The sequence below is a fragment of the Haloarcula terrestris genome (assembly GCF_031624315.1).
GTDB lineage: Archaea > Halobacteriota > Halobacteria > Halobacteriales > Haloarculaceae > Haloarcula > Haloarcula terrestris.
Map to the genome: position 1 here is coordinate 39,529 of NZ_JAMQOM010000012.1, position 18,682 is coordinate 58,210.

At 64.7% G+C, this 18,682-nt stretch carries 22 protein-coding genes; 13 read left to right on the top strand and 9 right to left on the bottom strand.

The window, feature by feature from the left end:
* Window positions 1-6: 6 nt before the first annotated feature.
* Window positions 7-312 carry a hypothetical protein gene (locus tag NDI54_RS18645; protein WP_004516266.1) on the bottom strand — a complete coding sequence of 102 codons (306 nt, stop codon included), beginning with the start codon at window positions 310-312 and terminating at the stop codon, window positions 7-9.
* Window positions 313-490: 178 nt separating this feature from the next.
* On the opposite strand from NDI54_RS18645, the gene NDI54_RS18650 reads away from it, so the two are divergent.
* From NDI54_RS18650 to NDI54_RS18660, 3 genes are all read left to right on the top strand, one after another.
* A complete protein-coding gene (locus tag NDI54_RS18650; protein WP_310897908.1) occupies window positions 491-1,867 on the top strand; it encodes an adenylosuccinate synthase in 1,377 nt (458 codons plus the stop codon).
* A 113-nt stretch (window positions 1,868-1,980) separates the two neighbouring features.
* A complete protein-coding gene (locus NDI54_RS18655) occupies window positions 1,981-2,175 on the top strand; it encodes a methytransferase partner Trm112 (protein WP_053969444.1) in 195 nt (64 codons plus the stop codon).
* A gap of 33 nt (window positions 2,176-2,208) precedes the next feature.
* Window positions 2,209-2,775 (top strand): DUF7524 family protein, encoded by a 567-nt coding sequence (locus tag NDI54_RS18660; protein WP_310897909.1) that lies wholly within the window; start codon window positions 2,209-2,211, stop codon window positions 2,773-2,775.
* Window positions 2,776-2,786: 11 nt separating this feature from the next.
* On the opposite strand, the gene NDI54_RS18665 is transcribed toward NDI54_RS18660, so the two are convergent.
* The 3 genes from NDI54_RS18665 to NDI54_RS18675 all read right to left on the bottom strand — a co-directional run bounded on the left by NDI54_RS18665 (window position 2,787) and on the right by NDI54_RS18675 (window position 5,116).
* Complete coding sequence (locus NDI54_RS18665) at window positions 2,787-3,863, bottom strand: DR2241 family protein (RefSeq protein WP_310897910.1); 1,077 nt, start codon at window positions 3,861-3,863, stop codon at window positions 2,787-2,789.
* A 99-nt stretch (window positions 3,864-3,962) separates the two neighbouring features.
* Entirely contained in the window at window positions 3,963-4,844 is an 882-nt protein-coding gene (locus tag NDI54_RS18670; RefSeq protein ID WP_310897911.1) for a CbiX/SirB N-terminal domain-containing protein, read from the bottom strand.
* 113 nt (window positions 4,845-4,957) lie between these two features.
* Entirely contained in the window at window positions 4,958-5,116 is a 159-nt protein-coding gene (locus tag NDI54_RS18675; RefSeq protein WP_310897912.1) for a hypothetical protein, read from the bottom strand.
* A gap of 204 nt (window positions 5,117-5,320) precedes the next feature.
* Between NDI54_RS18675 and NDI54_RS18680 the strand changes: the two genes are divergently transcribed.
* The 6 genes from NDI54_RS18680 (at window position 5,321) to corA (ending at window position 9,837) form a co-directional block, all read left to right on the top strand.
* Window positions 5,321-5,806 (top strand): DUF7523 family protein, encoded by a 486-nt coding sequence (locus NDI54_RS18680; RefSeq protein ID WP_310897913.1) that lies wholly within the window; start codon window positions 5,321-5,323, stop codon window positions 5,804-5,806.
* Window positions 5,807-5,852: 46 nt separating this feature from the next.
* Window positions 5,853-7,331: a cysteine--tRNA ligase gene (gene cysS / locus NDI54_RS18685; protein WP_310897914.1), complete on the top strand. Its 1,479-nt coding sequence runs from the start codon at window positions 5,853-5,855 to the stop codon at window positions 7,329-7,331.
* A 95-nt stretch (window positions 7,332-7,426) separates the two neighbouring features.
* Window positions 7,427-7,939 (top strand): hypothetical protein, encoded by a 513-nt coding sequence (locus NDI54_RS18690; protein WP_310897915.1) that lies wholly within the window; start codon window positions 7,427-7,429, stop codon window positions 7,937-7,939.
* Window positions 7,940-8,007: 68 nt separating this feature from the next.
* Window positions 8,008-8,649, top strand: a complete 642-nt coding sequence (locus tag NDI54_RS18695; RefSeq protein WP_310897916.1) for a DUF6517 family protein — start codon at window positions 8,008-8,010, stop codon at window positions 8,647-8,649.
* A 43-nt stretch (window positions 8,650-8,692) separates the two neighbouring features.
* Entirely contained in the window at window positions 8,693-8,863 is a 171-nt protein-coding gene (locus NDI54_RS18700; protein ID WP_310897917.1) for a hypothetical protein, read from the top strand.
* Window positions 8,860-9,837 (top strand): magnesium/cobalt transporter CorA, encoded by a 978-nt coding sequence (corA, locus tag NDI54_RS18705; protein ID WP_310897918.1) that lies wholly within the window; start codon window positions 8,860-8,862, stop codon window positions 9,835-9,837. The genes NDI54_RS18700 and corA overlap by 4 nt, the downstream gene beginning before the upstream one ends.
* Here the strand turns inward: corA and NDI54_RS18710 are convergent.
* Together NDI54_RS18710 and NDI54_RS18715 are read right to left on the bottom strand one after the other, a co-directional pair.
* On the bottom strand, window positions 9,832-11,058 hold the full coding sequence (locus tag NDI54_RS18710; protein ID WP_310897919.1) for a tripartite tricarboxylate transporter permease: 1,227 nt from the start codon (window positions 11,056-11,058) through the stop codon (window positions 9,832-9,834). The genes corA and NDI54_RS18710 overlap by 6 nt on opposite strands.
* Window positions 11,059-11,117: 59 nt before the next feature.
* Window positions 11,118-11,528: an ArsR/SmtB family transcription factor gene (locus NDI54_RS18715; protein WP_310897920.1), complete on the bottom strand. Its 411-nt coding sequence runs from the start codon at window positions 11,526-11,528 to the stop codon at window positions 11,118-11,120.
* Between the two features lie 98 nt (window positions 11,529-11,626).
* Between NDI54_RS18715 and NDI54_RS18720 the strand changes: the two genes are divergently transcribed.
* The gene (locus tag NDI54_RS18720; protein WP_310897921.1) at window positions 11,627-12,247 is read left to right on the top strand and encodes a DUF7509 family protein; all 621 of its coding nucleotides are present in this window, start codon (window positions 11,627-11,629) and stop codon (window positions 12,245-12,247) included.
* 22 nt (window positions 12,248-12,269) lie between these two features.
* Here the strand turns inward: NDI54_RS18720 and NDI54_RS18725 are convergent, their stop codons facing one another.
* The gene (locus NDI54_RS18725) at window positions 12,270-12,428 is read right to left on the bottom strand and encodes a hypothetical protein (protein ID WP_310897922.1); all 159 of its coding nucleotides are present in this window, start codon (window positions 12,426-12,428) and stop codon (window positions 12,270-12,272) included.
* A 68-nt stretch (window positions 12,429-12,496) separates the two neighbouring features.
* Here NDI54_RS18725 and NDI54_RS18730 point away from each other — a divergent pair, with 68 nt between their 5' ends.
* Together NDI54_RS18730 and NDI54_RS18735 are read left to right on the top strand one after the other, a co-directional pair.
* The gene (locus NDI54_RS18730) at window positions 12,497-13,717 is read left to right on the top strand and encodes a molybdopterin molybdotransferase MoeA (protein WP_310897923.1); all 1,221 of its coding nucleotides are present in this window, start codon (window positions 12,497-12,499) and stop codon (window positions 13,715-13,717) included.
* Entirely contained in the window at window positions 13,714-15,594 is a 1,881-nt protein-coding gene (locus NDI54_RS18735) for a molybdopterin biosynthesis protein (RefSeq protein ID WP_310897924.1), read from the top strand. The genes NDI54_RS18730 and NDI54_RS18735 overlap by 4 nt, the downstream gene beginning before the upstream one ends.
* Before the next feature lie 380 nt (window positions 15,595-15,974).
* Here the strand turns inward: NDI54_RS18735 and NDI54_RS18740 are convergent, their stop codons facing one another.
* Both NDI54_RS18740 and NDI54_RS18745 read right to left on the bottom strand, forming a co-directional pair.
* The gene (locus tag NDI54_RS18740; RefSeq protein WP_310897925.1) at window positions 15,975-16,832 is read right to left on the bottom strand and encodes a BKACE family enzyme; all 858 of its coding nucleotides are present in this window, start codon (window positions 16,830-16,832) and stop codon (window positions 15,975-15,977) included.
* Window positions 16,829-17,014, bottom strand: coding sequence for a hypothetical protein (locus tag NDI54_RS18745; RefSeq protein WP_310897926.1), 186 nt, complete (start codon window positions 17,012-17,014; stop codon window positions 16,829-16,831). Before NDI54_RS18745 ends, NDI54_RS18740 begins: the two co-directional genes overlap by 4 nt.
* Before the next feature lie 251 nt (window positions 17,015-17,265).
* On the opposite strand from NDI54_RS18745, the gene NDI54_RS18750 reads away from it, so the two are divergent.
* Entirely contained in the window at window positions 17,266-18,489 is a 1,224-nt protein-coding gene (locus tag NDI54_RS18750; RefSeq protein ID WP_310897927.1) for an iron-containing alcohol dehydrogenase family protein, read from the top strand.
* Window positions 18,490-18,682: the final 193 nt, after the last annotated feature.

Consider the following 18,682-nt stretch of genomic DNA (forward strand, 5'->3'; position numbering starts at 1 on the left):
AGAAGCTTAGCCTTCGATTTCGGCCGCGTCTTCGATCTTCATACCTTCGAGCTTGTCGATGATCTCGTCGACCTTCTCGTCGAGGTCGTCGACGAACTCACCGGTCTGTTCGGTCGTGATCGCACCCTGGCTGGAGGGCTCGATGAGGTTCTCTTCTTCGAGAACGCGCAGAGAGTACCGCACTTTGTGGTGCGGGTAGCCGGTTTCGTTGGACATCTTCACGATTCCGATAGGCTCGTTCTCGATAACCATGCGAAGCACTTGCAAGTGGCGCTCCAGCATGTCAACTTCCTTCTCAAGCCTGTCTATCATGGCAATTGTTAACTTGTGTTTGTGGTATTTAAAGGTTCTCCCTCGGACAACCGCTATAACGTTGATACGTTCGAACAGGGGTGTCTTAAAACCGTCGTAACGATTCACATGGGTACTGCTCACGAGCGTGATATCCGGACCGTAATCTGTTTATCACGGTGGCTGGAAGGTGCGTGCGATGACCGTAACCATCGTCGGCTCACAGCTCGGCGACGAAGGGAAGGGCGGCATCGTCGACCTGTACGGCGACGACGTAGATGTCGTCGCGCGCTATCAGGGCGGCGACAACGCCGGCCACACCGTCGTCCACGAGGGCGAGGAGTACAAGCTCTCGTTGGTTCCGAGCGGAGCCATCCGCGGCAAGGTCGGCGTGCTCGGCAACGGGTGCGTCGTCAATCCGCGAACGCTGTTCGACGAGATAGACACGCTTCAGGAACGCGGCCTCGACCCGGACGTTCGCATCGCCGAACGAGCACACGTCATTCTTCCGTTCCATCGCGTGCTCGACGGTATCGAGGAGAAAGTAAAGAGTGAGACGGATCAGGAAGTCGGCACCACGGGCCGGGGTATCGGCCCGACCTACGAGGACAAGGCCGGCCGCCGCGGCGTCCGTGTCGGCGATCTGCTCGACCCGGACGTGCTTCGGGAGCGCCTCGAATACGTCGTCCCGCAGAAGCGGGCCGTCGTCGAGGACGTGTACGGCCTCGACATCAACGAGCTTGAGGACCCAGATGCCTTAGATGTGGATGCCATCTTCGAGGAGTTCCGCGAGTTCGGCCGCCGCTTCGAGGCCGAGGACATGACCGTCAACGCTGGTGCCTTCCTCAGCGCGACTATCGACGAGGGCCAGAACGTCATGCTGGAGGGCGCACAGGGGACGATAATCGACATCGACCACGGGAACTACCCCTACGTCACCTCCTCGAACCCGACGGCGGGCGGCGCGGCGACCGGGACCGGACTCAGCCCCGGCGTCGTCGGCAACGGCGAAGTTATCGGGATCGTGAAGGCGTACCTCACCCGCGTCGGGAGCGGCCCGCTGCCGACCGAACTCGGCGGTGTCGTCGGCGACACGCCCGGCTACGACGAGCAGGGCGAAGGCGAAAACGAGGAGCTGGCGAACTACATCCGCGAGGAGGGCGGCGAGTACGGTACCGTCACTGGCCGCCCGCGACGGGTCGGCTGGTTGGACCTGCCGATGCTCCGCCACTCGACACGTGTCTCGGGCTTCACCGGGATCGCTATCAACCACCTCGACGTGCTCGCCGGCCTCGACGAAGTGAAGGTCGGCCACACGTACACGCTCGACGGCGAGGAACTGGCGTCGATGCCCGCGACCACCGAGCAGTGGGCGCGGTGTGAGGCCACTTTCAAGACCTTCGACGGCTGGCCCGAGGTCGACTGGGCGGATGCCGCCGACGAGGGGTACGACGCGCTCCCGGAGAACGCGAAGGCGTACGTCGAGTACATCGAGTCCGAGCTCGATACGCCGGCCTACGCCATCGGTGTCGGTCCCGGCCGCGGCGAAACCATCGTCCGCGAAGAGCCGTTCTAACGGGTTTCTCTGTCGTATTCGGCCGTTGGACACACGCCCGCCAGTCACCGCTACGTGGCAACAGCCACTGGGAGAGCGGCAGACTTTTGCGACCGCCGGTCCTGGCCGAACGTATGAAAGAGGACCTGATGGAAATCATTTGCTGCCCTCTGGACAAACACGACCTCGACCTCGAAGTGACAGAGCGCGATGACGGGGAAATCCTGTCGGGCGAACTCGTCTGTACCGAGTGTGGTGAGACGTTCCCCATCGAGGACGGCATTCCGAACCTGCTCCCGCCGGACATGCGCGACGAGGCACCGGCCTGAACCTTTTTTTCCTCGCCCCGCGGAGTCACTGCCGTGCCTGACTCCCTGCCCGTGCACCTCAATCGGACGGACATCCACAGCCTGGAGGTTCCAACAGAGTTCGACGCGACAGGGAGCTTCGACGTGCAGTTACACAACCACGGTGAGGCACTGCATGTTCATCTCCATCTCGACGATTCGCTGTCCTCGATTGCGTCGCTTGAGGCCACGAACCACTACGTCCAGGCCGAGACCGAGCGTCCAGTCAGGGTGGCTATCGACGGCGATGGCCCGGTCCGTGGCAAACTCAAGGTCGTGACGGCCCACGGCGCTGAGACCCGGTACGTCGACGTATTCATCCCCGAGGGCGGCACCGAGAACGAACCGGTCATCGTCGACGACGATCTGGCGAAACCACAGCCGAAACCGGCGACGAAGTCAGAGCCAAGTCTCGAAACCCTCTCGACGGGGCCGATACTGGCAGCCGGCGGTTTCACGGTCCTGATCGCGGGACTCATCACGCTGGTGCTCACCCAGAATCTGCTGTTGACCGTCGGCGCGGTCCTCGTGGTTACGGTTTTGCTTGGACTGCTGTCTGTCGCTGTCGTCCGTTCGTCCTGAAAGCAAGCGAGTCACTGCTCCGTCTCGACGCCAGCGAGGTTCCCCTCGTCGTCGAACAGCTTCGCCCGCAGGAACCGCGTTCGGTACCGGTTGGCCCCCTCGTAGATGTCGGCCTCGCGGATGTCCTCGGCCTCGCCGTCGGCGACAGCGTCGATAATGGCCTCTAGCTGTTCTTTCTCGCTTGGCGTGAGTTCGAACTCGTAGGTCTGGGTCCCCTCGCCTTCGAGTTTCGTCCACTGGCGCGCGCCGGCGATGACCAGCGAGCAGGGTTCGCGGCAGGGGAACGCACCCGATCCGCCGTCGACATCGAGGTCCGTCTCCTCGTCGTACTGCCACTCCCGGCGCTTGAGACACTGGGAGTCGTCACAGCAGGCCTCGGCGACCCAGTTGACGTGTTCGTGGCCGTCGCCGCGGTCCCAGGTACTGACGACGCCGTAGATTCCCGTCTGGCGGTCGACGGTGTCCCGCCAGTGGTTCACGTCGAGTTCGCCCTCCCGCTCGCGGTGCCAGTTCGCGATGGTTGCCGGGTAGAACGCGTCGACTGTCGTGACGAACTCGTCAGCCGATAGCTCGGGGAACACCCAGCCGGTCTGGAGCGACGGCGCGGTCTTGAGCGGGCGGTAGTTACCATCGTCGTCGTGTTTCGCGATCTCGCGGGCATCGAGCGGGTCGTCGTGGGTGTCGAGCGCGCTGGTTCCGACATCGGCGTCGGCGCGGTGTCGGACGCCGTAGGTCCGTTCCCCCTCGGAGAGCGTGACGGTCAGGTGGAGTTCACCCCAGGTCACGGAGACCCCGTCCGCGAGCGCGTCGTAGCGCTCGGCCACGTCCCGTTGCTCTGCGCCTTCGAGCCAGCGGAGGAACGCCCAGCGGTCCGGCTTCTGGGGCGCGACAGCGTGCCAAAAGTACCAGTTGCGGACGTGCGGTGACTCCGACGCCACCGACCGGAGCGTCTCTTCGTCGATACCAGTGTGATCCAGGTCCGGCGTCTGGAACGTGTAGCCGTCGGTCTCGTGGGCCACGTGGAGGTCGTCGAAGGCGATGCCGTCGGGGGCGGTTGCCACCAGTGCGTCCACGTACTCGCCGTCCATACGGGAAAACGGAACTCGGTCGGCAAAAGTCGGCTGGTTCCGGCCAGCCAGCGGCGGATTCTGTCACGATTGCTGTCCCGACGGCGACGGTCGGCGTCGTCAGTCTCCGGTCGCGGGCTTTGCGCCGCCGGTCTCCTCGCGCACCTGTTTGATAGCGCTGTCCACGTCGGCACCCGCGTCAGCAGCCCGCTCCAGCACCACGTCGGCCATCAGCGGCTCCGTGCCGACCGCGCCGGCGTACCAGATGTCGTGGCCCTCGACCGTGGTCGGCACGTCGTAGCCCGTCCGGTAGTCGTCAGTCAGCCCCATGTCCTCGGGAATGTCCTCCTGGGTGTGGAAGCCGTCGGCGATGAACAGCGGCACGACGACGATGTCGTCGCTTTCGAAGTAGTCCGCCACATCGTCGACTTCGGGGTCTTCGTCCATGAACAGCGCCTGCACCTCGTCGAAGCGCCCCCGCTCGCGGATGCGGTCAGCGTGGTACTGGATGGCTTTCGCGGAGTTCTCGTTGCGCTCGGTGCCGTGGCCGACGACTGCGAGACCGAATCCCTCGCCGACATCGGGGTCGCCAGTGACTGATTCGGCCCGCTGGACGATGACATCGCTCATCGAGTCGTGTGTCCCGACCGGACCGCAGTAGTGGACCGTCTGTTCTGTGTCTTCAGCGGTCAGCGTCGCGTTAGTCGCGCTCGTCCCGTCAGAGTCCCACAGCTCGGGGTCCCAGTCCGCCAGCCGGAACTCCCGGGGAATGACCTGCTCGGTGAAGTAGCCTTCCGAGATGAACAGCGGGACCAGATACACCTCGTCGGCGTCAACGGTCCGTAGCGCCTCTCGGAACGATGGTTCCTCCTTCCAGAAGGACTCACGGACCTCGCCGAACGCGCCGGTCGCCCGAATCGTGTCCGCGTGGTCGTAGGTGGGCGTGCTCGACTCAGCGTTCAGGTGCGAGCCGTGGGCCGCGATAACGAGCGCTTCGTCCATACCTTCGATTGGGCCGAGCCGTCCTTAGGGCCTTCGTTGGCCCGTCCGGATGGCCGGCGGGCTGGGCGGTATCGAACTCGGAGATTGAGTGGTTGCGGGACGATGCCATTCGGCTACAGCCCGAACAGGAGGACGTAACACAGCAGTGCGGCGGCCGCAAGCAGCGCGGCGTGTCCCAGCGCGCCAGCGGCCACGGCTAGACCACCGATGACCCGCTCCGTCGTTTTCAGGGGCTCTCCGAACACCTGCCGTTCGCGTTGTGCAATCGCCATTGTCTTTCCCTCATGTAGAAGGTGGGCGTCGAGAGGGACAATCCCCCCTGACTGTTCTCACTCGCTGGGAGCGGCCCCGCAGTTCTGTGGGGTCGATTGGGAGTGATTGCGATAGTCCCGAATGCGTCGTCGCCGCCGATAGCGTGTCCGCTCGTTCGCGCCCGATAGTACCGTTTTTGACCTGGCCGGCCGTGCAAGCCGTTAATGTCACTCGCAGCCGCGACCAGGGACGCCGTCCGCGAGCGCCCGTTTCTCTACGACGCACTTCGGGCCGGCGTCGTGAACTACACCGCCGCCGCGCGCATGCTCGATATCGACGGCGAGGAGGAGGCCATTGCGACTGCACTCCGTCGGTTTGCAGAGGAACTGGACGACGACCCGGCCAACGAAAGCGACGCCCGCGTGTCGATGGAGAGCGGGCTCGGTCGGGTCAAACCGGCCGACGGTGAAACGGCTGCTGTCCTCGCAGTCGGCGATGCCGCCTTCGCCGAGGGCGCTGGCTCGCTGACGGGCATCGTCGCCACTGGCGACCTTTCTCCGGCAGCACTCGGTGAGGTGCTTGGACGCCTGCGAGCGGCGGACGTTTCCGTCGACGCTGCCGGCGTCACCGACGAGGCGCTCGTCGTGGTGGTGAGCCGCCGCGCGGGACCGGACGCCCTCCGGGTGGTCGAAGCGACGGTACAGGGGTGAGCCGCCTTCCGACGGCTTAAAGCGGGCGGCCCCAGTTTTCCCGATAATGACGCTTCGTGTGACGAACACGTTGACCGGTGAGAAAGAGCCCTTCGAGCCGCGCGACCCCGACTCCGTGTTGCTGTACTACTGCGGGCTGACGACCTCCGATCCGCCGCACCTCGGGCACGCGCGGGGGTGGGTCCACGTCGACGTGATGGCCCGCTGGCTCGACCACCTGGGCTATGCGGTCCACCACGTCGAGAACTTCACCGATGTCAACGAGAAGATCGTCGCTCGCGTCGGCGAGGACGGCGACAGCGAGGCCGACGTGGCCCGCCACTACGTGCAGCAAGTCATCGAGGACATGCGCTCGCTCAATCTCGGTCGCGCGGAGGTGTACCCCCGCGTTTCCGAGCACGTTCCCGAGATCATCGACCTCGTCGAGCGACTCATCGAACAGGGTCACGCCTACGATCAAAACGGCTCCGTCTACTTCGACGTGACCAGTTTCGAGGACTACGGGAAGCTCTCGAACCAGTCCGTCGACGACATCGAGTCACAGGGCGAGGCCACCGAAGGGGAAAAGCGCCACCCGGCCGATTTCGCGCTCTGGAAGGCCGGCGGCGTCGACCCCGAGGACATCGCCGAGCACCAGCACCCCGAGGCCGCACCCGCTGAAGAGGCCTGCCAGACCGCACAGACCTGGGACTCGCCGTGGGGCGAGGGTCGGCCCGGCTGGCACATCGAGTGCTCGGCGATGTCGATGACGCATCTCGATGAGTCCATCGACATCCACGTCGGCGGGCAGGACCTCGTCTTTCCCCACCACGAGAACGAGGTGGCCCAGAGCCAGGCGGCGACCGGAAAGCAGTTCGCGAAGTACTGGCTCCACGTCCGCCTGCTGGAGACCGAAGAGGAGAAGATGTCCTCCTCGCTTGGCAACTACTTCACCGTCGCCGACGCCGTCGCGGAGTTCGGCCCCGACGTGCTCCGGACCTTCCTGCTGTCGACGGCCTACACCTCGCGGGCGACCTACAGCGACGAGACCATCGAGGAGGCCGAGGAGCGCTGGGACCGCCTCTCTCGGGGCTACGAGCGCGCAGTCGAGGCCTGCGACGACGTGGACGCCTACGCGAAGGTCACCGACGAGACGCTCCGCGACGCTGCCGAAGACGCCCGAACTGAGTTCGAGGCGGCGATGAACGACGACTTCAACACGCGGGAAGCGATGACCGCGCTGCTCGACCTGACGGCGGCAGTGAACTCTCATCTCGACGCCCACGAGCACCGTGACTATCAGGGGCTCCGTCGCGCTGTCGAAACTTTCGAGGAATTCGGTGGCGGCATTCTGGGGCTGTCGTTCGGCGAGGACGACAGCGGCGACGTGTCGCTGGCCGGCGACGTGGTCGACCTGGTCCTGAACATCCGCGAGCAGGAACGGGACGCGGGCAACTACGAGCGGGGCGACGAACTCCGGGACGAACTCGAAGCGCTCGGTGTCGAGGTGCAAGACACCGACGACGGGCCGACCTATCGGATCTGACACTTCCGTCCCGGTAGGCGGACTGAAACCGGTGTAACACGCCTCACTACGGCTTTATATACTATTCAGACGTTTATATATTCGTTATGAAATACATGCCAACTACCGCCGATTTTACCCGCGTGGTCGTCTCTCTCATGCTCGTCGTCGCCGCGGCCGGTGCAGTCGCAACCCCCGCCGTCGCACAGAGCGATCAGCCCGACTGGGCCGTCCAGATGTTCGAGGACATGGGGCCGATGGTCGAGACGTACAACGCGAACGTCAACGTGAGTGACTTCGGGTTCGTGGCCAGCCAGCTGCAGGGCGAGAACGTGAACCTCGTCGTGGACGACTCTGCAAACGGAACCGAGGCGTCCGTGTCGTTCAACCTGGACGACAACCTCCGGATGCAGGAACTGGCACTGGGAACGCATGACGACGCCACGATTCAGATGAGCACGGACAAGGCGACGATGGACCGCATCATCGCATCCGCCAACCCCGCGACGGAGTTCAAGAACGCCGTCGTCGATGACGATATCACCATCTCCGGTATCGGGACCGTCAGCCAGGTGAAGTGGGCCGTCATCAACATTGTCGGCGGCGTCCTCCAGGGCATCTTCGGCTGACGCGGCCGGCACAGCCGCTGCCGAGCGGCCACAAAGCGTTTTTCCGTACGCATGGCTCTTGGCATTATATGTCACGCTATTTGCTCCCCGTCGCTGTGGCTCTCCTTTTCGCCACCTCGGGCTGCGTCGGCCTGATAACCGGGGAGACGGTCGAGTTCGACTCCGCACCGGCGTCAGTCAGCGACAGTGCGCTCGAAGAAACCGGCTACGAGCAGGCGATGGCCGACGAGCAGACCATCGAGCGAACGGTCACCGTCGCCGGCCAGGAGCGAACCATCCGCGTCACGAACCACGTCCGGCAGTACGAGCGCGGTATTGACCTCGGGCCGGTGGGTGAGATAAACGCCGGGCGGTTCATCGTTTTCTCGACGCCCAGCGCCACCGTGGCGGGACAGTCGCTGAACCCCGCCGCAACCTGGTCCAACGAACGCCTCATCGAGGAAATCGCCAGCCGGAACGACCAGATCAACGATGCCCAGTTCGAGCGCAACCGGTCGGTGGACGCGCTCGGCGAGTCCCGTGGGGTGGCCGTGTTCTCCGGAACGACGACCATCGAGGGCCAGGACGTGGATGTCTTGATCCATCTCACCAGCTTCGAACACGAGGGCGACGTGATCGTCGCCGTCGCCGTCTACCCAGAGCGCCTCGACGACCGGGAGGGTGACAGGGTCGACACGCTGCTGGGCGGCCTCTCGCATTCAGGCAACTGACGCCGGGGATACTGTTTTCTTTCGGGCCGGTGATGACGGACGCATGAATCGGTTGTTCGTCGCCGGCGTGGCGCTCACGCTTGTCGGCATTGCCGGCTACGTCGTCGGGACGCGCGTCGCCTACCCCGGCCGGTCCGCAGCAGTGATTGCGGTCATGGTCGGCCTGACGGTGGCCGCCGTCGGCCACTCCACACCGGCGGAGGACGAGACGTGATTTCCGCGGTGGTGTACTCCGGCAAACACGCCGTGGAGTACGAGGACCTAGCGGCCGCCCGACGGGCAGTGGGAACGACGTGGGTCCACGTCACTGACGCGACAACCGACGAGATAGCGGCAGTCAGTTCCGCTTTCGACCTCCACTCGCTGGCTATCGAGGACATCCAGAACAACGTGCGAGCGAACGTCCAGGAGTTCAACGGCTACACGTTCGCCCTCGTCAAGTCCGCCTCCCTCACGCCCGGGGAGACGACATTCGACAAAGAAGTGAAGACGACACCGCTTGGCCTGTTCATCGGTCCTGACTGGGTCGTCACGCTGTCAACCGGCTCCGTGCTGTCCGTCCAGCGCGTGATGGACGCCGTGGGTCGCGGCGACGAGCGACTCCTCCACCGTGGACCGGATTTCACCGCCTATCGGGTCATCGATGTCATCGTCGACGCGTACTTCGCCCTGCTGGACGAGATCGAGACCGATATCGAGGCGATAGAGGAAGAGGTGACAGCGTCCACCGATATCGAGACGCTCGAACGGATCAACGACGTTCGTCGCGATCTCCTCTCGTTTCGCAAGCAGGTCTGGCCCGCGCGTGAAGCCATCGGTATCCTCGCCCGCGGCGACCCAAAAGAAGTCCAGCCACAGACTGAGAAGTACTTCCGGGACGTGTACGACCACCTGGTTCAGATCGTCGACCTGACCGAGACCTACCGCGACCTGGTGGCGGGCGCGCGTGACATCTACCTGAACACGGTGTCCCAGTCCACGAACGAGGTGATGAAGGTGCTCACCGTCGTTGCGACGATCTTCATCCCGCTGACGTTCGTCGTCGGCGTGTACGGGATGAACTTCGCCGACAGCCCGTACAACATGCCGGAACTGGGCTGGGCGTACGGCTACCCGGCGGTGATGATCGGAATGGCGATCGTCGTCGCCGTCCTGCTCGTTCACTTCCGCCAGCGGGGCTACCTATAACGCCAGCGGGACGAGCAACACCCCCATTAGGGTCGCCCGGCGAGCGCCGAACTTCGGCGGGAGGTGTCCCACTGCGGTCGCGGCCCCGAACGCACCGACGCCGACCAGGCCGGCAAAGAGCGCGGAGAGACAGACGAGCACTGCAATCACCGACAGCGAGAGGGACGCCGGGTCCAGTTGGCCGACGACGCTGAGATAGCGGTCGCCCAGCGTCGGGACGAGTATCGCGCCGGCGACGGCAGCGATGGCGACCGCGGCCAGCAGCGCCGGTAGCACCAGTGGCACCTCGGCCCGGTCGAGCGCGACGAGAACGCCGGTTCGGGGCGTCCCCAGCGAGATGAGCGCGAACAGCGCAAACACCGCCGTCGCCGTGTTGACGCCGCTCGTCGTGACGATGAACGCCCGCGGTCCCTGATCGGCGATCAGGCCCAGTGCCAGCGTGGCCGCGATGGCACTGGAGATGCCCGGAATGTAGCCGACAGCGCCCCCACAGAGCGTGCCGATGCCTGCGAGAACGCCAACGGTGCGACGTGGCGTCGTCACCGTCGCATCGGCCTGTGGCGGGACGCCCTCCCCCTCGATAGCCGCCAGAAGTACCGGCGAGCCGAACAACCCCGAGAACAGCGGGACCAGCACGTCCGACACGGGTAATGCTCCGGTGATCGGTGCGTCAAGTAGAACAATTCCGAGCAGGCCGCTGGCAGCCAGCGAACATGTCGCTCCGATCTGCTGACGGCGGCCCTGCTCCGTGACCACGAGCAGGACGGCGACGACAGCGAGGAGCACCGACAGCCACGGCCTGAGCAGGGGATACACACGCTCCATCAACAGGGTGAGCGGAATCGCAAGGGGAACGGCAAACACCACGGCCAGGCCGCTCCCCAGCGCCGACAGCCGAAGCGCCTCCCGGCCGCGGCCCTCGATGACCAACTGGTGGCTCGGCAGCGCACTGGCGGCCATCGCTGGGTCCGGCACGCCAAGTGCCAGCGCTGGAACCACATCGAGAAAGGTGTGTGTCACGCCCGCGGCCAGCATCGCGACACCGACGTAGAGCCGCGGCCCGGGCAGGCTGCTCGCCGCGGCCGCGAGCAGGAGCGCGAAGGTGTTGGCGTGTAGCCCCGGAACAAGTCCGCTGAGGGTTCCAAGGCCGACTCCCGCCCCGACCGCAGCGAGCAGCGCGAGCGTCGCTGTTGGGTCGACGGCGGGAGTCTCCGGGAGCATACCGGGTCGTGGCCTCGTTCCCGTACTTGAACCTCCGTACCGGCCGCGTCTTCATCACCTCACTCCGCCGAACTGTCGTACATACCGTCGAAGGCCTGCTCGCCACGGATAAGTTCGTCGACACCCTCGGTAAGCGTCACCTCGCCGAAGACCGTCGCGCTGTAGTACGTGTAGAGACCGTCCTGACCGCGGTCCGTCCGCTGGCGCTTCTCGACGAGGCCGGCATCGGCGAGCGTGTTGAGGTGGTAGTGGAGCGTGCTGTCGTCGACATCCAGCGTATCGTCCAGTTCTGTCGGGCTCATCGCGCCACCGTGGACGAGGCGGTAGAGAATCTCGTACCGGGTCCGGTTGCCGACGGCAGCGTGCATATTCAGGTACTCCTCGAGGCTGAGAACGCTGTCGTCGGGCAGCAGGTCGGCCGGGTCGTCCGGTGGCTTCCCGTCCACCGGTCGCGATTTGTCTGTCGACATCCTGATTAGGTATACGTACAGCCTACATTTAGCTGTTATCAAGCCAAATAATACTGAGAATACCTACTTTTATATATTTATGGCGAAGTACTGTCAGTATGGCGACTGAAATAACCCGTGAGAGAATTACGGGTCAGGTCGGAGATGTCCGATACGACCAGTTCCTATTCTATCTGATGGGTCCCTATAAGTCGTTTAATCTCAACTACGTTCTCAGCGAATCTGAACGAGATGAAATCGATATTGCTGACTTGCCAGGGCCACTCCGGACGCTGTTTCAGAATAAAGACGACATCGACGCAGCGAAAGCGCTGTTGCGGCGGGTACAGGGTTCACTCCGGGCCCACCCAGGCATTAATGCCTTCCTAGCGCTCGATATCGACATCGACACCGATGACGTGGACGCGGCAACACAGAGCATCGAGTTCGCCCGATGTAGCAACGCCACTGCGTTTATTCTCCCGTTTCTCGGTCACAACTTTGGTGTCGGTGAAGAGGCTGGCAGTATCCTTGAACGCCTTGCCGACACGCACGGAGATCGAATGGTATTCGTCCACGAGGACGATGTCACGAGTGCGATGATTCGGTCGGCGTCGGTACGCTGGGACTTACGGATCGAGACGTACGAAACCGAATCGGAACTCGTCGACACACTGCGTCGGTTCGCCGGTGGTGTCATGCACCGCGAGCGTCGCGGAGACCTCGCCCGTCTCGACTGATTCGGAATACAGTCGGCGTATTTCACCGCTCCACAGCGTGGTGCGGTCCGACTGGACCGTGCTCTGGACAGGTCCCAGCGATAGGGGTGGCGTTGAGACAGCAGTGGCGACTGTCGGTCGCGACCAGTCCTGTCGAGAGGGCGCTCCCGCAGAGGCGACAGCGGAGGTCCGACTCGCTCATACATATCCTACCGCTCGCAGCCTCCTGAACCTGGCGAGCTTTTTGGTGTGTCGGCCATTCGTACCGGCATGAGCAACGAGTCCCGAAAGTCGGCCGGATTCAAGGACCGGACGCCGGTGACAACGGCCAGGGAGACGCTGCTGGACGCAGTGACGCCACACGAGCGGACGGAACGCGTCGCACTGCGCGACGCGGACGAGCGCGTCGTCGCCACGGATATCACCGCCGAGCGAGCGGTGCCCCACTACCGCCGGGCGGCGATGGACGGCTTCGCCGTCAGAGCCGAGGATACCTTCGGTGCGAGCCAGCGGTCACCGGCATCGCTCCGGGTTGGCGAGACAGTGACTACAGAGACAGCGGCTCGCGTCCACACGGGGAGTGAACTCCCGGAGGGTGCCGACGCCGTCGTGATGGTCGAGGAGACCGAGGTGACCGGCGACAGCGTCACCGTGTTCGACGCGGTCGCGGGCGGGGAGAACGTCGCGCCCGTCGGCGAAGACGTATCCGAGGGACAGACGCTGTACGAGGCGGGCCACCGGCTCCGCCCGTCGGACCTGGGGCTGTTGAAATCCGTCGGGAACGATACCGTCGAGGTGTACGAGCGGCCGACTGTCAGCGTGATTCCGACCGGGGAGGAACTGGTGCAGGACGACCCCGAGCCCGGAGAGGTCATCGAGACGAACGGCCAGACCGTCACCCAGTACGTCGAGCGCTGGGGCGGGGCGGCGACCTACCGCGACATCGTCACCGACGACGTGGACGCGCTCCGCGACGCAATCAGCGGCGACCTGGACCACGACATCGTGGTGACGACCGGTGGGTCCTCCGTCGGCGAGCGCGACCTGCTCCCGGAGGTCGTCGACGGGATCGGTGAGGTGCTGGTCCACGGCGTCGCGCTGAAACCAGGTCACCCGGTCGCACTGGGCGTGGTCGAGGGAACGCCGATACTCATGCTCCCGGGCTATCCGGTCGCCTGCATCGTCAACGCTGTCCAGTTCCTCCGGCCAGCGCTCCGTCAGGCCGGCCACCTTCCAGCGACTGACCCGCCGACGACCGAGGCCGAACTGACGCGGAAGATCGCCAGCGAACCGGGGACACGGACCTACGCCCGGGTGGAACTACATGAGGGGGACGGCGACGGACCGACCGCGACGCCAACGCGGGCCAGCGGGTCGGGCGTCCTCTCAAGCGTCGCGCTCGCCGACGGCTGGGTCGTCGTGCCGGAATCGGTCGAAGGGTACGATGCCGGCGACACCGTGGCCGTCGAAGACTGGGAGTGGTCGCAGTGAGCGACCGTCGCGAGTTCCGCGACCTGGCCTCTCCCGAGGAAGCCCACGAGGTCGTCGCGGGCCTGGACATCGAGCCCGTGCCTGAGACGGTCCCACTCGCGGACGCCCGCGACCGCGTCCTCGCGGAGCGGATCGACGCCGATATCGACGTGCCGGGGTTCGACCGCGCGAGCATGGACGGCTACGCAGTCCGGGCCAGAGACACCTTCGGCGCTGACGAGGCCGACCCGGTGACGCTGTCGGTCGCCGGCGAGGTCCACGCGGGCGAAGAACCCGACGTAAGCGTCGAGTCGGGCGCTGTCGCCGAAATCTCGACCGGCGCAGTGATGCCGCCCGGTGCCGACGCCGTCGTGATGGTCGAGCGGACGACCGAAACGGACGACGGCATCGAGATACGCACATCCGTCGCGCCCGGTGACAACGTGATGCTCGCCGGTGCGGACATCGCAGCCGGTGCACGCGCGCTCGGTCTCGGAACGCGCATCACCCCGCGGGAAATCGGCCTCCTGTCGGCGCTGGGCGTCGATGAGGTTCCGGTGCGTGGCCGGCCCCAGGTCGGTATCCTTTCGACCGGCGACGAACTCGTCCGCCCCGGGAACCCTCTCGACAGCGCCGCCGGTGAGATATACGACGTGAACAGCTATACGCTGGCCGGCGCGGTCGCGGAGGCCGGCGGCGACCCCGTGATGTACCCGCACGCCGGCGACGACTACGCGGAGATGGAGCGGCTGCTCCACGAGGCCGCCGACGAGTGCGACCTCGTCCTCTCGTCGGGGTCGACCAGCGCGAGCGCGGTCGATGTCATCTACCGCGTCATCGAGGAACGGGGCGAACTCCAGCTTCACGGCGTCGCCGTCAAGCCCGGCAAGCCGATGCTCGTCGGCACTATCGGCGACTCGGCGTACGTCGGCCTGCCGGGGTACCCGGTGTCGGCGTTGACTATTTTCCAGACGTTCGTCGCGCCGGCGGTTCGGGACGCCGCCGGGCGGGACCCGCCACAGACAGCGACGGTATCAGGGACGATGGCGGTCCAGGAACGCTACGGCGAGGGGCGCAGACGCCTCATGCCAGCGGGATTGGTCGAGGATGAAACGGGGTCGCTGCTGGTCTACCCCGTCGACAAGGGCAGCGGCGCGACAACGAGCCTCGTCGACGCCGACGGCTTCGTCGACGTACCGCCGGGGACTGACTACCTGGCGGAAGGGGAAGCAGTCGACGTAACGCTGTTCTCCCCCGCGGTCAGGCCGCCGACGCTGCTCGGCATGGGCGAGGACGACCCCCTCCTCTCGCGCCTGCTTGACACCGTGTCCCGCCCGCGATATCTCCCGCTGGGGTCGACCGAGGGACTTCGCCGCCTCGGCAACGGCGTACCTGATATCGCGGCCATCGCGGGTCCGACCAGCAGCGACCACGAAGCGACCGACATCGGCGGCTGGCAGCGCGAGTGGGGGCTCGTCGTCAGCCCTGATACCGACCTGTCCGATCTGGGTGACCTCGTCGACGGAGACCACCGCTTCGTCAACCGCGACACCGCCTCCGGACTGCGGCGGAGCTTCGACGACACGCTCGACGCCTTCGGCGAGGGGCGGGGCGTCGGTCGCGCCGAAATCATTGATGCCATCGACGGCTACGAGCTCACGACGAAAGCCCACGAGAGCCCCGCCCGGAAGGTCATGGCGGGCGACGCGGACGCGGGCCTGGGACTCCGGGCTACGGCGGCGAAACTCGACCTCGGATTCGTTTCGCTGGGAACCCAGCCGGTCCGCGTCCTCGCGAACCCGGACCGACAGGAGAAAGACAGCGTCAGCGAACTCGCTGATACGCTTGCGGACCTCGATTCGATGACTGACGGGATGGCCGGGATGGAGCCGCAGTAGGAGACGACTATACCGAGCATCGAACGTATAGATTAATCTAGACTTCAGCTCAAGTATAGCAGTAATTAGAATATGGCGTGAAACCAGACGCTGTCATAGAATAGCGCCAGATATTGCCGCTGTCGTCGCTAATCAACTCTTCAGCCATTCCAGGTCATACACCCTGCTCAGACAGTGTGGCTCATCTGCAGTATTGCTCATATCAATTCGAACGGAATTAGCTTCTCAGTCGGTTTGTCTCCAGATATAGTACCCCACAGAAACTGTCGTCGGGATGCTAATGGCACGTCAGCTACTGTTTAATATAAACTCCTAGTACATGATCCCATTTTTATATTATATCCTCTCTCTCTCACCCGATAACAGTCACCATCGCGGCGTCATAGTTCGTCCAAGCCGAGAATGTCTCTGGCCTCCGCGGTCGATGCGACGGGCCGGCCCAGCTCGTCAGCTAGTCGCACCACGCGCTCGACGAGGCGGGCGTTGCTCTCGGCGAGTTCGCCCCGCTGGTAGTAGACGTTGTCTTCGAGTCCGACGCGGACGTGGCCGCCGAACAGTAGCCCCATGGTCGCGAACGGTAACTGATGTCGGCCGAACCCGAGCGTGTTGAACAGCGCACCCTCCGGAAGATTGTCGATAGCGTTCAGGAAGTTCCCCGGTGTCGGCGGCGACAGCGTCCCCGGCCCGAAGATGAGCGTCGCGTACACCGGGTCGACGAGGTCACGACGGTCAAGGAGTCCGCCGACTTCGTTCAGGTGGCCGTCGTTGAACACCTCCAGTTCGGGCTTGATGCCGCGGTCGACCATCTCGGCGTGCAGCGAGTCGACTAGAGCTCGCGTGTTCTCGCTGGTCAGGTGGTCGTAGCGGTTCAGCGGCCCCATATCTAGCGAGGCCATCTCCGGCGGCGGGTCCGTTCGGAGCGGCTGGTGGCGGACATCGTCCGGCGCACCCGTCCCGCCTGTGGAGTGTTGGATGATGATGTCGTCGGTGTGGTGGCGAACGGCGTCGTCGATCTCCTGAAAGCGCTCCGTCTCGAAGGAGCGCTCACCGTTCGGTGTCCGGGCGTGGAGGTGGACGACGGACGCGCCGGCAGCCTCGACTTTCCCGGCCGCCCGGCCGATTTCTTCCGGCGTCTCCGGGAGGTTCGGATTCGCCTCTTTGCCGTGGACGCCGCCGGTCAGTGCCGCCGTGATGATGACCGGGTCCGCGTCGAGGTACGCTTCGTAGCCCCCAGTCATTCGCTCTCCGCGTGGGACTGAAATATCTCGCAGTGCTGGCCGTGGTCCAGGTCGTACCGGTCGTTGCAGATGTCGGCCCGCATCGCCTGTACGAACGTCTCCGTTGCGGCGCAGTATGCCCGCTCGTGGTCGAACGAACGTATCCCGTCGGCCTCGCGGTACTCCAGATATGGACAGGCCATGCGTACACTACAGAAAGACGATTGTTAACGGTTCACTTGTGTCTGGCAACGTAGTTACACGCATGTCTCCCGGTATCAGCGGTGTGAGCAACCTTCTCAATGGTCGGACACGATATGTCTGTAATGTCATCTGGCACAGACGGTCTCCATCTCGTGACTGCAGGCGCGGACGATACGCGCCCCGCGCTATCAAACGTCAGCTCCCACCGTTCGCTGGCCCGAGGCTGGACGGGGGCGAGTGAGTCACAGCGATGACTGACACACCGGTTGCCGACGATCTCGCAGCCCCGTTCCGATTCGAGTACGACCCCGCAACGCTCCGTTACGGCCTCGATGCCACCCGCGCGCTGGACACGGAGTTGGACGCACAGGGCTACAACCGTGCGCTAGTCGTCTGTGGCTCGACCGTCGGAACGACGCCGGCCGTGATGGACCCCGTTCGGGACGGACTCGGCGACCGACTTGCCGGTGTCTTCGCGGAGACGACGCCCGCCAAGCGGCTCGGCACCGCCTACGACGGACTCGAACGGTTCCGCGAGACCGAGGCCGACTGTCTCGTGGCCGTCGGCGGCGGGAGCAGCCTCGACGTGGCGAAAATCATCAGTATCCTCGCCGCCACCGACCGTGATCCGTCGGCTGTCGGCCAGGCGCTCGTCGATTCCGGAACGATAGCTGTCCCGGAAGCGGCACTGCCGCCGGTCGTCGCCGTTCCGACGACGCTAGCCGGCGCTGACCTCTCCATTGTAGCGGGGGTCACAGCTGCCCCCGACACCTGCCCCGTGGACGAGCCGGCCAGCGGTGGCGTCAGCGGCCCGGAACTGATGCCTGCAGCCGTCTGTTACGACCCCGAACTGATTGCGACCACCCCCCAGCCAGTCCTCACGGCGTCGGCCATGAACGGCTTCGACAAGGGCATTGAGACGCTATACGCAGCCAACGCAACCCCGATGACCGACGCCACCGCGTCGCACGGTCTCGGTCTTCTCACAGAAGGACTGCTCGCGTTTGGCAACGGTGACGACGACCCGTGGGTGTATCAGTCACTCACGCAGGGCATCATGCTCGTCCAGTACGGCATCTCGCGGGCCGACGGGACGACGCTCTCGCTGATCCACGCCTTCGGTCACGGACTCACCCGAACCTACGAGGTCCAGCAGGGCGCGGCCCATGCGGTAATCGCTCCGCACGCCCTCTCGTATTTGTTCGAGCAGGTCGACGGCCGGCGGTCGCTGCTTGCTGACGCACTCGGTGTCAGTAACGCTGACGACCCCGCTGCTGCGGTCGTCGACCGTGTCAGTGAGGTGGTGACGGCGCTGGGACTACCGATCCGACTCCGTGATGTCGATGGCCCTGACCGAGCGGCGTTCGATGAAGTCGCCGACGCCGTCCTCGAAGACGCTTTCATGGCGAATGCTCCACCGGAGCTTGATCCCACGCAGGACGACATTATTGGCGTGTTAGAGGCCGCCTGGTAGCATTCTCACTAAGCAGTCGCGGTGCGGTGGCGGCGCAGTAGAAACAGCATACCGTGCGCCGTCGGCGCGCGGTTTCACGTCTCGCGACCAGCGGGAGCGAGACGGTCGTTTTTAGCGTAGATTTTTGCGAACCCGCTCCCCACAGCGGCGCGAAGCGCCGCGAGGAGAGGGGGTGACGTAAAAAGGTCCTATC

Coding starts and splice junctions, on each gene's coding strand:
- NDI54_RS18675 (WP_310897912.1), bottom strand. CDS start 5,116: ATGGCGATTGCACAACGCGAACGGCAGGTGTTCGGAGAGCCCCTGAAA.
- NDI54_RS18700 (WP_310897917.1), top strand. CDS start 8,693: ATGAATCGGTTGTTCGTCGCCGGCGTGGCGCTCACGCTTGTCGGCATT.
- NDI54_RS18665 (WP_310897910.1), bottom strand. CDS start 3,863: ATGGACGGCGAGTACGTGGACGCACTGGTGGCAACCGCCCCCGACGGC.
- NDI54_RS18650 (WP_310897908.1), top strand. CDS start 491: ATGACCGTAACCATCGTCGGCTCACAGCTCGGCGACGAAGGGAAGGGC.
- NDI54_RS18745 (WP_310897926.1), bottom strand. CDS start 17,014: ATGGCCTGTCCATATCTGGAGTACCGCGAGGCCGACGGGATACGTTCG.
- NDI54_RS18740 (WP_310897925.1), bottom strand. CDS start 16,832: ATGACTGGGGGCTACGAAGCGTACCTCGACGCGGACCCGGTCATCATC.
- NDI54_RS18680 (WP_310897913.1), top strand. CDS start 5,321: ATGTCACTCGCAGCCGCGACCAGGGACGCCGTCCGCGAGCGCCCGTTT.
- NDI54_RS18645 (WP_004516266.1), bottom strand. CDS start 312: ATGATAGACAGGCTTGAGAAGGAAGTTGACATGCTGGAGCGCCACTTG.
- NDI54_RS18730 (WP_310897923.1), top strand. CDS start 12,497: ATGAGCAACGAGTCCCGAAAGTCGGCCGGATTCAAGGACCGGACGCCG.
- NDI54_RS18695 (WP_310897916.1), top strand. CDS start 8,008: ATGTCACGCTATTTGCTCCCCGTCGCTGTGGCTCTCCTTTTCGCCACC.
- NDI54_RS18710 (WP_310897919.1), bottom strand. CDS start 11,058: ATGCTCCCGGAGACTCCCGCCGTCGACCCAACAGCGACGCTCGCGCTG.
- NDI54_RS18715 (WP_310897920.1), bottom strand. CDS start 11,528: ATGTCGACAGACAAATCGCGACCGGTGGACGGGAAGCCACCGGACGAC.
- NDI54_RS18720 (WP_310897921.1), top strand. CDS start 11,627: ATGGCGACTGAAATAACCCGTGAGAGAATTACGGGTCAGGTCGGAGAT.
- NDI54_RS18750 (WP_310897927.1), top strand. CDS start 17,266: ATGACTGACACACCGGTTGCCGACGATCTCGCAGCCCCGTTCCGATTC.
- NDI54_RS18670 (WP_310897911.1), bottom strand. CDS start 4,844: ATGGACGAAGCGCTCGTTATCGCGGCCCACGGCTCGCACCTGAACGCT.
- NDI54_RS18655 (WP_053969444.1), top strand. CDS start 1,981: ATGAAAGAGGACCTGATGGAAATCATTTGCTGCCCTCTGGACAAACAC.
- cysS (WP_310897914.1), top strand. CDS start 5,853: ATGACGCTTCGTGTGACGAACACGTTGACCGGTGAGAAAGAGCCCTTC.
- NDI54_RS18725 (WP_310897922.1), bottom strand. CDS start 12,428: ATGAGCGAGTCGGACCTCCGCTGTCGCCTCTGCGGGAGCGCCCTCTCG.
- NDI54_RS18690 (WP_310897915.1), top strand. CDS start 7,427: ATGCCAACTACCGCCGATTTTACCCGCGTGGTCGTCTCTCTCATGCTC.